This is a genomic window from Streptomyces sp. MZ04, assembly GCF_004684775.1.
Classification (GTDB): domain Bacteria; phylum Actinomycetota; class Actinomycetes; order Streptomycetales; family Streptomycetaceae; genus Streptomyces.
This window is the reverse complement of sequence record NZ_SRIC01000280.1, coordinates 1-10,472: the sequence shown is the minus strand read 5'-3', so window position 1 is coordinate 10,472 and position 10,472 is coordinate 1. Positions and strand designations below refer to the sequence as shown.

10 protein-coding genes are annotated in these 10,472 nt (G+C 71.1%); 5 read left to right on the top strand and 5 right to left on the bottom strand.

Annotation, left to right across the window (positions count from 1 at the left end; all coding sequences use genetic code 11):
* From E2651_RS35645 to E2651_RS35630, 4 genes are all read right to left on the bottom strand, one after another.
* Window positions 1-1,116 (bottom strand): TerD family protein (locus E2651_RS35645; protein WP_167828995.1); only part of this gene is annotated, 1,116 nt, incomplete at its 3' end.
* 49 nt (window positions 1,117-1,165) lie between these two features.
* Window positions 1,166-1,744 carry a TerD family protein gene (locus E2651_RS35640; RefSeq protein ID WP_135335405.1) on the bottom strand — a complete coding sequence of 193 codons (579 nt, stop codon included), beginning with the start codon at window positions 1,742-1,744 and terminating at the stop codon, window positions 1,166-1,168.
* Between the two features lie 169 nt (window positions 1,745-1,913).
* Entirely contained in the window at window positions 1,914-4,061 is a 2,148-nt protein-coding gene (gene uvrB / locus E2651_RS35635; RefSeq protein WP_135335404.1) for an excinuclease ABC subunit UvrB, read from the bottom strand.
* 40 nt (window positions 4,062-4,101) lie between these two features.
* A complete protein-coding gene (locus E2651_RS35630; protein WP_135335403.1) occupies window positions 4,102-4,968 on the bottom strand; it encodes an MHYT domain-containing protein in 867 nt (288 codons plus the stop codon).
* 248 nt (window positions 4,969-5,216) lie between these two features.
* Here E2651_RS35630 and E2651_RS35625 point away from each other — a divergent pair, with 248 nt between their 5' ends.
* The 3 genes from E2651_RS35625 to E2651_RS35615 all read left to right on the top strand — a co-directional run bounded on the left by E2651_RS35625 (window position 5,217) and on the right by E2651_RS35615 (window position 8,130).
* A complete protein-coding gene (locus E2651_RS35625) occupies window positions 5,217-6,131 on the top strand; it encodes a glycerophosphodiester phosphodiesterase family protein (protein ID WP_135335402.1) in 915 nt (304 codons plus the stop codon).
* A gap of 52 nt (window positions 6,132-6,183) precedes the next feature.
* Complete coding sequence (locus E2651_RS35620) at window positions 6,184-6,753, top strand: methylated-DNA--[protein]-cysteine S-methyltransferase (protein ID WP_135335401.1); 570 nt, start codon at window positions 6,184-6,186, stop codon at window positions 6,751-6,753.
* Window positions 6,754-6,867: 114 nt separating this feature from the next.
* Entirely contained in the window at window positions 6,868-8,130 is a 1,263-nt protein-coding gene (locus E2651_RS35615) for an MFS transporter (protein ID WP_135335400.1), read from the top strand.
* A gap of 7 nt (window positions 8,131-8,137) precedes the next feature.
* On the opposite strand, the gene E2651_RS35610 is transcribed toward E2651_RS35615, so the two are convergent.
* Window positions 8,138-8,503 carry a cupin domain-containing protein gene (locus E2651_RS35610; RefSeq protein WP_135335399.1) on the bottom strand — a complete coding sequence of 122 codons (366 nt, stop codon included), beginning with the start codon at window positions 8,501-8,503 and terminating at the stop codon, window positions 8,138-8,140.
* 238 nt (window positions 8,504-8,741) lie between these two features.
* Between E2651_RS35610 and E2651_RS35605 the strand changes: the two genes are divergently transcribed.
* Both E2651_RS35605 and E2651_RS35600 read left to right on the top strand, forming a co-directional pair.
* Entirely contained in the window at window positions 8,742-9,647 is a 906-nt protein-coding gene (locus tag E2651_RS35605; RefSeq protein WP_135335398.1) for a pseudouridine-5'-phosphate glycosidase, read from the top strand.
* Window positions 9,644-10,472, top strand: an 829-nt coding sequence (locus E2651_RS35600) for a PfkB family carbohydrate kinase (protein WP_245239437.1), incomplete at its 3' end; no start/stop codon positions are given. The genes E2651_RS35605 and E2651_RS35600, both read left to right, overlap by 4 nt.

Below are 10,472 nucleotides of genomic sequence, written 5' to 3'. Positions count from 1 at the left end.
GGGCTCGACGACCTCGGACTCGGCGGCGAGCTGGCCCAGGTCGCGGTCGAGGGCGGCCCTCGCCTGGTCGACGAGGAGGCCGTGCTTGGTGCGGGCGGCCTCGCGCGCGGCGTCGCCCGTGTTGCCGATGCGGCTGCGGGGATCGGAGAGGACCTTGTCGAGCTCCTGCTCCATGCGCGACTCGGCGAAGTCCACGGCGCTTCGGTACGCCGCCATGGTGCGAGCCAGGTCCTCGAACATGCCCCACACCTGGTTGTAGAGCCGCTCCTCCATGGACCAGCCGGTCGCGTCGCCCGCCACGGGCTGGGCGGGCCTGCCGGGCTCGGCCGGGGCGGCGGTCGGCGCGGGCGGCGGCGGTGTGGTGGTCTGGCGGCCGGGATGCGTGTAGTTGACGGGGCCGCCGCCCGAGCTGCCCGTGTCGCCCGGCTGATGCGGGGCGGCCGGGGCGGGCCGGCCGGGAGCCGCGTCGCCGGTGGCCCCGGGCCCGCCGGCGGTGGTCTGCCCCGTGGTCCGCACGCGGGCCTCGTCCGAGGGGCGGGGCGGCGGTGCGGCGACCGAACGGGCCAGGCCCTGGGCCACCGCCTCATTGATCGTGCCCGCCAACTCGTGGGCCCCCGGCAGGCCCTGGTCGGTGAGCATGTCGGCGAGGCCGCCCGCGTACCCCTGGCCGACGGCGCGTACCTTCCAGGCGTCCTGCCTGCGGTAGAGCTCCAGGGCGACGACGGCGGACTCGGCGTCCAGGTCGGTGATCGTGTAGCTGGCGACCTGGGAGCCGTCGAGCCCGGTGACGGCGACGAAGGGGGCGGCGAGGGCGCCGAAGCTGACCGGGCCCCCGACGCCCACGGGCAGCGCGAGCAGGACGTTGACCCGGTGCACGTCCTCCGGCACGGCGTCCAGGTCCACCGCGAGGCGATGGTCGGCCGCCGCCTGCTTGGGTACTTCGAGCCCGGGCAGGTTGGGCGAGCCGGGATGGGCCACCCAGTCCGTGCCGCGCACCTTGCCCTGCTCGTCGCTGAGCGTGACCCCGGCCACGATCGGCTTGCCGACCGAGACCCGGATCTCCAGACGGGTCCCGGGAAGCGGGTGGTTCTGCCCCCGGACCAGCTCGGCCGTCATCGCCTTCGTCCCCCTCGTGCCCTCTGTACGTACTACTGGTGCCGCGTGCTTACAGGTGCGGCAGGATCGACGGCATCAGGTCCTGGAACGTCCGGCCGTTGGCCGGGTTGCCGAGGGCCGTCATCTGCCAGCCGGCGCCCGCGCGGTGGACCTTCGCCATGATCTGCGCGGTGTACTGACCGCCGCCGTCCAGGGTGTAGCGGGCCAGCTCCTGGCCGTTGGTCTCGTCGACCAGGCGGCAGAACGCGTTCTGCACCTCCTGGAACGTCTGGCCGGTGAACGAGTTCACCGTGAAGACGATCTGGTCGATGTGGACCGGGATGCGCTGCAGGTCCACGAGGATCGACTCGTCGTCACCGCCCTGGCCGGCACCGCCGACGAGGTTGTCGCCCGTGTGCCGTACGGAACCGTCGTCGCTGACGAGGTGACGGAAGAAGACGACGTCCACCGGCTGCTTGTCGGCGAAGAGCACCGCCGACGCGTCCAGGTCGACCTCACGCGTGCGCGTGCCGAACAGGCCCCGCCTGGGGGCCGCTTGCCAGCCGAGTCCCATGCGCACCGCGGTCAGGGCGCCCCCGTCGTCCTTCTGCAGGCTGATGGCCTGACCCTTGGTCATGTTGACCGTCACGCGCTGTCCCCTCTCGAACTGCCTTGGGCAACCGCCAGTCTGTGCGGTTGCCCAGCACCCTACGCAGCGCCACTGACAGTGCCGCACCACGGGCGGGTTTTTGTGGCGTTCTTGCAACACACCAGCCAGTACGGTGTTTCCGCCGTGTCCCCCGCCCCCAGCGGGCGCGCTAGGCCTGGCCCGCCTCCCTCATCTGGCGCAGCTCCTTCTTCATCTCCGACACCTCGTCACGCAGCCGGGCGGCGATCTCGAACTGCAGGTCGGCGGCGGCCGCGCGCATCCGCGCGGTCATCTCCTCGATCTGCTCGGCCAGTTCGGCCGCGGGACGGTCGGTGGGGACCTTCGCGGCGGCCTTGCCCTTGGCGGCCTTTCCGGCCTTGCCGTTGGCCCCGCCGAGCGCGGGCACGGGCGCCTTGGCGGCTGTTCCCGCATCGGCTCCCTTCCCCTTGCGGTAGTCGGTGCCGAGGAGCTCCTCGGTGTCGACCTCCTCGCGCGCGATCGCCGACACGATGTCGTTGATCTTCTTGCGCAGCGGCTGCGGGTCGATGCCCTTTTCCTTGTTGTACGCGATCTGCTTCTCGCGGCGGCGGTTGGTCTCGTCGATGGCCTGCTCCATCGCCGGAGTGATCTTGTCCGCGTACATATGGACCTGGCCCGAGACGTTGCGCGCCGCGCGGCCGATGGTCTGGATCAGTGAGGTGCCGGAGCGCAGGAAGCCCTGCTTGTCGGCGTCGAGGATCGCCACCAAGGAGACCTCGGGCAGGTCGAGGCCCTCGCGCAGGAGGTTGATGCCGACCAGGACGTCGTACTCACCGGCGCGCAGCTCGCGCAGCAGCTCGACGCGGCGCAGGGTGTCGACGTCGCTGTGCAGATAGCGGACCTGGATGCCCAGTTCGAGGAAGTAGTCGGTGAGGTCCTCGGCCATCTTCTTGGTGAGGGTGGTGACCAGAACCCGCTCGTCCTTCTCGGTACGGGTGCGGATCTCGTGCACCAGGTCGTCGATCTGGCCCTCGGTGGGCTTGACCACGACCTCCGGGTCGACGAGGCCGGTGGGGCGGATGATCTGCTCGACGAAGCCGTCGCCGCGCGAGAGCTCGTACTTGCCCGGGGTCGCCGAGAGGTAGACGGTCTGGCCGATGCGGCCGAGGAACTCCTCCCACTTCAGCGGGCGGTTGTCCAGCGCGGACGGCAGCCGGAAGCCGTGGTCCACCAGGGTGCGCTTGCGGGAGGCGTCGCCCTCGTACATGGCGCCGATCTGCGGGACCGTGACGTGCGACTCGTCGATGACGAGGAGGAAGTCCTCGGGGAAGTAGTCGATCAGGGTGTTGGGCGCGGAGCCGGGCTCTCGGTCGTCGAAGTGCATCGAGTAGTTCTCGACGCCGGAGCAGGAGCCGATCTGGCGGAGCATCTCCAGGTCGTACGTCGTACGCATCCGAAGGCGCTGGGCCTCCAGCATCTTGCCCTGCTTCTCCAGCTCGGTCAGGCGCTCGGCGAGCTCCTTCTCGATGCCGTTGACCGCCTTCTCCATGCGCTCGGGACCCGCCACGTAGTGCGAGGCCGGGAAGACGTAGAGGTGGTCGTCGTCGCTGATGACCTCGCCGGTGAGGGGGTGCAGCGTGGAGAGCGCCTCGATCTCGTCGCCGAACATCTCGATGCGGACGGCCAGCTCTTCGTAGACCGGGAAGATCTCGATGGTGTCGCCGCGGACCCGGAAGGTGCCGCGCGCGAAGGCCACGTCGTTGCGCGTGTACTGGATGTCGACGAAGCGGCGCAGGAGCTGGTCGCGGTCGATCTCGTCGCCGACCTTGAGGGGGACCATCCGGTCCACGTACTCCTGCGGTGTGCCCAGACCGTAGATGCAGGAGACGGAGGCGACCACGATCACGTCACGGCGGGTGAGCAGTGAGTTCGTCGCGGAGTGGCGAAGGCGCTCGACCTCCTCGTTGATCGAGGAGTCCTTCTCGATGTAGGTGTCCGACTGCGGGACGTACGCCTCGGGCTGGTAGTAGTCGTAGTACGAGACGAAGTACTCGACCGCGTTGTTCGGCAGCAGCTCGCGGAACTCGTTGGCCAGCTGCGCGGCCAGCGTCTTGTTCGGCGCCATCACGAGCGTGGGGCGCTGGAGCTTCTCGATCATCCACGCGGTGGTGGCCGACTTGCCGGTGCCGGTCGCGCCGAGCAGGACGACGTCCTTCTCACCTGCGTTGATGCGCCGCTCCAGGTCGGCGATGGCCGCCGGCTGGTCGCCGCTTGGCGTGTAGTTGCTGACGACCTCGAAAGGTGCCACCGTGCGTTCGATCTTGGATACGGGCCGCATGGAACCCACCGTACGACCCCGCACTGACAACGGGGCCGGATCACCAGCTCTGCGGGGCCTTGGAGCCGGGGCGCGGCGGGGGCCTGCGGCCGGCCCGCGGGTCGTGCCGGTCGCCGGAGCGCGGGACGGGGTAGGGGGCGCGCCCCGCCTGCGCGGCGTTCTTGAGGTCTTCCTTGCCCATCACCATCAGCGGATCGAACATCACGATCACGCCCGCGAGGACCAGGAAGGCGAGCGGGCCGATCATCATGGGCGCGAGGAGTTCGGCGGGTGAGTCCCCGGTGGTCGGCGCGCCGGTCGAGCCGTGCAGATGGACACGGAGCGCGGCCATGCCCGTGTAGTGCATCCCGCTGACGGCCAGGCCCATCACGAGGCTCGCGCCGAGGCTCCACAGGAAGCCTCTGACCTGGCCGGCCGCCCACAGTGCCGCGGTGGCTGCGACGACGGCGATGACGACGGAGGCGGAGACGGTGAAGGTGTTGTACTCCAGCGTTCCGCGCAGACGCATTCCGGCCATTCCCAGATAGTGCATCGAGGCGACACCGAGGCCGGTGATCGTTCCCCCGGTGAACAGGGCCGTCCCGGTCGCGCCGCGGTAGCCGACGATGAAGATCCCGATGCCGACCATGACGATGGCGACGGCGAGGCTCGCGAAGGTCAGCGCCTTGTCGTAGTGGATCGGGGCTTCCTTGACGGTGAAGCCCATCATCGCGACGAAGTGCATGGTCCATATGCCGGAGCCGATCGCGGCCGATCCGAGAGCGAGCCAGCCCGGTCGCCAGGAGTGCGCGACAAGAAGTGATCTGGTGGTGCAGCGCAGTCCGAGCGCGCCGCCCAGACAGGCCATGAGGTACGCCACTACGGGTGTGACCGCTCCGTAGCTGAAACCGTCGACCGTGCCCTGCATTCGCGGTAGCCCTTCCGCCTGTAGTACCTGTTCGCCCGGGAAAAACCCCATCTGGCCCCAACCGACGGTCTACTGAGAGGCCGTGGGCTGCCGCAGAGAGTAAAGCTCACTCCGGAACGTACGAATGATTTTCCGGGAAAGTAACCCGGCTGTCCCCGTTCAACCTGTGGCCATCCTGCACCTGTCTCGCGTTGGCCGTGGACTGTCACTCTCATCCGGTCCGTGCCCGCAATCGCGAGGAGTCACCGTTGTACGCACGCGCTGCCGCTGCCGCTGCCACCACCGCCGCTCTCCTTGGAGCCGGTGCACTCGTCCTCCCTTCCGCCACCGCTCAGGCCTCCGACCGGACTTCGGCGCAGCCGTCCGCCCAGTCGTCCGCCGTGCACGACAGACCGCTGGTCGTCGCGCACCGGGGTGCTTCCGCCTACGCACCGGAGAACACTCTTTCAGCCATCGACAAGGCGGCTGACATGGGGTTCCGTTGGGTCGAGAACGACGTCCAGCGCACCAAGGACGGCGAGCTCGTGATCATGCACGACGACACCCTGAAGCGGACGACGAACGTCGAGGAGCTCTTCCCCGACCGTGCGCCGTGGAAGGTCGCCGACTTCACGGCGGCGGAGATCGCCCGGCTGGACGCGGGCAGCTGGTTCAGCCCCAAGTACGCGGGCCAGCGGGTGCCGACGCTGAAGCAGTACATGAACCGGGTCTCGCGCAACCACCAGAAGCTCGTCTTCGAGTTCAAGAAGCCCGAGCTGTACCCCGGCATCGAGAAGCAGGGCCTTGAGGTGCTCCGCAAGGAGGGCTGGCTCGACCGGGAGCACGTCGGCAGCAAGCTCGTGATCCAGAGCTTCAGCGCGGACAGCGTGAAGACGGTGCACGCGCTGCGGCCCGACATCAAGACGGGCTTCCTCGGGACGCCCGCCGTGGCCGATCTGCCCGCGTACGCGAAGTTCTCCGACCAGATCAACTCGACGCACGGCTCGATCTCCAACGAGTACGTCGCCGCGATCCACGCGTTCAAGGGGCCGCACGGCAAGCCCCTGGAGATCTTCACGTGGACCGTCAACGACGCGGCGAGCGCGCAGCGGGTGGCGGGCTTCGGGGTGGACGGCATCATCACGAACACGCCGGACGTCGTACGCAAGGCGATCTCCGAATAGTCCCGGCCGACGGCGGCGGGCATTGTCAGTGCCCGGTCGTACGGTGGTCCACATGAACGCCAACGGACAGGACACGCAGGGGCAGGAAGGCCGGCAGCGGGTGGTGTGGGCCGTCGTCGCGAGCGACATCGGCCCCCTGCTGCTGGCCGCGACCGACGCGGGTCTGGTCACCGTCGTCTTCCACGCCACGGACGCGGTGCGCGACAAGGCGCTCGCCCGGCTCGGCTCCCGGCTGGGGGCCGAGCCGGTCGAGGCTCCCGACTCGCCACTCCTCTCCGAGCCCATACGGCAGCTCGCGGCCTACTTCGCGGGCGAGCGCCACGCCTTCGACCTGCCCCTCGACTGGTCACTGATCTCCGGGTTCAACCGCCAGGTCCTGCGCGAGCTGACGACCGTGCCGTACGGCGCGGTCGTCGGCTACGGCGACCTGGCCCGCCGCGTGGGCCAGCCCCGCGCCGCCCAGGCGGTCGGCCTCGCGATGGGCGCCAATCCCCTGCCGGTCGTGGTCCCGTGCCACCGCGTGGTGGAGAGCGACGGCGGCATAGGCGGCTTCGGAGGCGGCCTGGAGACGAAGCGGCAGTTGCTCGCCCTGGAGGGGGTACTGCCGCAGCCGCTGTTCTGAGGGGCTGGGTGGCTGTGGGCTGGTCTGAGGTGTCGGCCGATCGCACGCTGTCTGCGCCCGGTCGGACGCAACAACCGTGTTTCGCACATACGAACGTCCTGGCACACTGCGTCAGTGACTTCGACCGTCGACGCTCCTGACATACCTGCCCCGGAGGCGCTGCCCGGCCTCCGCCGTCGCACCACCGCGGTGCTCATCGCCAGTCAGATACTGGGCGGGCTCGGCGTACCGATCGGCATCGCGCTGGCCCCGGTTCTGGCGACCGAGGTGAGCGGGACGGAGGCCCTGTCCGGGCTCGCGCCCACCGCCTCCGTGGCCGGCACCGCGCTGCTCTCGCTGCCGCTCGCCGCGCTGATGACCTCGCGCGGACGGCGGCCGGGGCTCGTCCTCGCGTATCTGATCGGCGCGCTCGGCGCGGGGCTCGTGGTGCTCGCCGCGGTCATCGAGAACTTCCCCCTGCTGCTGCTCGGCATGGCCGGCTTCGGCGCGGGCTCGTCGGCGAATCTGCAGGCACGGTTCGCCGCCGCCGACCTCGCCGAGCCCGAGCGGCGCGGCCGGGCCATCTCCCTGGTCATCTGGGCCACCACCATCGGCTCGGTCCTCGGGCCGAACATCGCCGCCCCCACCAGCCGTGCCTTCGCCGACACGGCCATCCCCGAGACGGCGGGCCCCTTCCTCTTCGCCGCCGGGATCTTCGCGGTCTCCGGTCTGGTCGTGGCGGTACTGCTACGGCCCGACCCGCTGCTCACCGCGCGCGCCCTGGCCCCGCAGGAGGACGACACCGCGCAGAGCCGCTCGCTGCGGGCCGGTGTCGCCGCGGTGGCCGCATCGCCGATGGCCCGCCTCGCCCTGGTGACGGTGGCCGTGTCGCACACCGTGATGGTTTCGATCATGGTGATGACGCCGGTCGACCTCGGGCACCACGGGGCGAGCCTGCAACTGGTCGGCCTGGTCATCAGCGGCCACATCGCGGGCATGTACGCGCTGTCGCCGGTGATGGGCTGGCTCGCCGACCGGTTCGGCAGGCTCTCCGTGATCGGCCTGGCGGTCGGGCTGCTGTGCTGCGCCGCGCTGCTCGCCGGTACGGCGGGGCCCAGTCACGGCCAGACCGCCGCCGGTCTCTTCGTCCTCGGCCTCGGCTGGTCCGCGGGCCTGGTGTCCGGCTCCGCGCTGCTCACCGACTCCGTCCCGCAGCCCGCCCGGGCCGCCGTGCAGGGCCTCTCGGACCTGACCATGAACACGGCGGCGGGCATCGGCGGCGCGGCGGCCGGCCTGATCGTCGCGCAGGCGAGCTACGGCTGGCTCAACCTCATCGGCGTCTGTGTGCTGCTGCCGATGGCGGGGCTCGCGATCCGCCGGGCGGTCAAGAAGGCCTGACCGGAGGTCAGGGCAGCGTGATGTGGTACGCCTTGCGCAGCGTCTCGTGCACCGTCCACGTCGTACGGTCGCCCTCGCGCAGGACGGCCGCGTCACCGGGGCCGACCTCGATCACGTCGCCGCCCTCGACGGCGATCGTGGCGCGGCCGCTGACGACCACGAAGAGTTCGTTGGCCTCGGTGTCGGTGACCACGCCGGGCGTGATCTGCCAGATGCCGCGCAGCTGCTTGCCGTCGGCGGACTCCCACAGGAGCTTGCCGGTGACCTCCGGGGTTCCGGAGACGATCTGCGCCGGATCGAGCGGCTCGGCCTCCAGCTCGGCATCCGGAATGTGCACGGCAAACGACGCGACAGCTTGATCATTCGTGGTCATGGCCGGTCACCCTAGCCGGGCCCCCGCGACAGGGCCCTGCCAGGGGTGCGCCTTCCGCGTGATCGGCGATCAGCCTTCTGTCCGGGCCGCGGAAGCAGAAGCTGCGGCGGGCCCTGCCGCGGGCGCCGAACGCGTCGTACGAGAAGTCGTACTGTGCCGTCCTCGGCGCGCCAAGGGTTTGGCGGGGTGTGCCGCCCGCCAGGGATGAGGGGAGACCCGACAGGCAGGAGGCAGGCCCGTGCTGGTGGTGTCCGACGAGGTACAGGCGGCGGTGGCGGATCGGCGGCCGGTCGTCGCCCTGGAGTCCACGATCATCGCGCACGGGCTGCCCCGCCCGCGCAATCTCCAGGTGGCGCGCGAGCTGGAGGAAGTCGTACGGGCGGAGGGTGCCGTCCCCGCGACGATCGCTGTCCTGGACGGGCGCCCACGCGTCGGCCTGGACAAGGAGCAGCTGGAGCGGGTCGCGAACGAGGACGGCATCCGCAAGCTGGGCCACCGCGATCTGGCGCTCGCGGTCGCGGCCGGTGCGAGCGGGGCGACGACCGTGTCGGCGACGGCGCTGCTCGCCGCGCGCGCGGGCGTGCGGGTGTTCGCCACGGGTGGGCTCGGCGGGGTGCACCGGGAGTGGACGGTGACCCAGGACGAGTCCGCCGACCTGGAGCTGCTCGCCCGGACGCGCATCACGGTGGTCTGTGCGGGCGTGAAGTCGATCCTGGACGTGGCGGCGACGCTGCAGCGCCTGGAGACGCTGGGCGTCGCGGTGGCCGGGTACGGCACTGACCGCTTCCCCGGCTTCTACCTCACCGACTCCGGACATCCCGTGGACTGGACGCTCCGTACGCCCGGGGAGGTCGCCCAGGTGATGCGGGCCCAGGACGCGGTCGGCGGTCCGGAGTCAGCGCTGATCGTCGCGAACCCCGTGCCCGAGTCCGAGCAGCTCGATCCCGCCCTCCACGCGCGCGTGCTCGCCGAGGCACTGGAGGAGTGTGCCGAGCGGGGCATCACGGGGCAGGCGGTCACGCCGTTCCTCCTGGACCAGTTGGTGCGGCGTACGCGGGGCGCGTCGCTCGATGCCAACCTCGCGGCGGTGCGCGGCAACGTACGGCTCGCGGGCCGGATCGCGGCGGCCTGGGCCGGGCGGTGAGCTCAGGGGGCGGGGCGCTGCTGGTCGTCGGCGACGTCGTCACCGACATCGTCGCGCGGCACCGCGAGCCGCTCGCGCCGGGCACCGACACGGAGGCGGTGATCCGTGCGGTGCCGGGCGGCGCGGGCGCCAATGTCGCGTCCTGGGCGGCCTCTTGGGGGTGCCGGGACGTACGGATCCTGGGGCGGGTCGGCGCCGATTCGGCGGCGTGGCACGAGGAGGCGCTCACGCGCGCGGGAGTACGTCCACGGCTGGTCGTCGACTCCGAGGCGCCGACGGGGACGGTGATCTGCCTGGTCGACGGGGGTGCCGGGGCCGAGCGGACGTTCCTGTCGGACAGCGGCGCATCCGTGCGCCTGTCGGCCGACGACTGGTCGGCCGCGCTCCTGGACGGTGTCGGGTGGCTGCACCTTTCGGGATACCTGTTCTTCGCCGGGCCGAGCCGGGCGGCGGCCGGGGCGGCGCTTGCGTCGGCACGCGCGCGTGGAGTGCCGGTGAGTGTGGACCCGGCGTCGGCGGGGTTCCTCACCGATCTCGGCGTGGACCGCTTCCTGGCGGCGACGGACGGTGTGGACGTACTGCTGCCGAGCGAGGACGAGGCGCGGCTGCTCACCGGTGTGCCCGACCTGGCGGACGCGGCCGTGAAGCTGAGCCGCCAGTTCCCCGCGGTGGTGGCCAAGCGGGGCGCCGCGGGCGCGCTGGTGGCCCGGGGCGGCGAGGTGCGGGGGAAAGTCCCCGCGCTGCCTGCCGTCGCCCACGACTCGACGGGCGCGGGCGACGCGTTCACCGGCGCGTTCCTCGCCTCCCGGCTGGGGGGTGCGGGGC

What these genes read in the sequence shown, in the direction of transcription:
- uvrB (WP_135335404.1), bottom strand. Translation starts at nt 4,061, where the DNA reads ATGCGGCCCGTATCCAAGATCGAACGCACGGTGGCACCTTTCGAGGTC.
- E2651_RS35630 (WP_135335403.1), bottom strand. Translation starts at nt 4,968, where the DNA reads ATGCAGGGCACGGTCGACGGTTTCAGCTACGGAGCGGTCACACCCGTA.
- E2651_RS35620 (WP_135335401.1), top strand. Translation starts at nt 6,184, where the DNA reads ATGAACGCCAACGGACAGGACACGCAGGGGCAGGAAGGCCGGCAGCGG.
- E2651_RS35610 (WP_135335399.1), bottom strand. Translation starts at nt 8,503, where the DNA reads ATGACCACGAATGATCAAGCTGTCGCGTCGTTTGCCGTGCACATTCCG.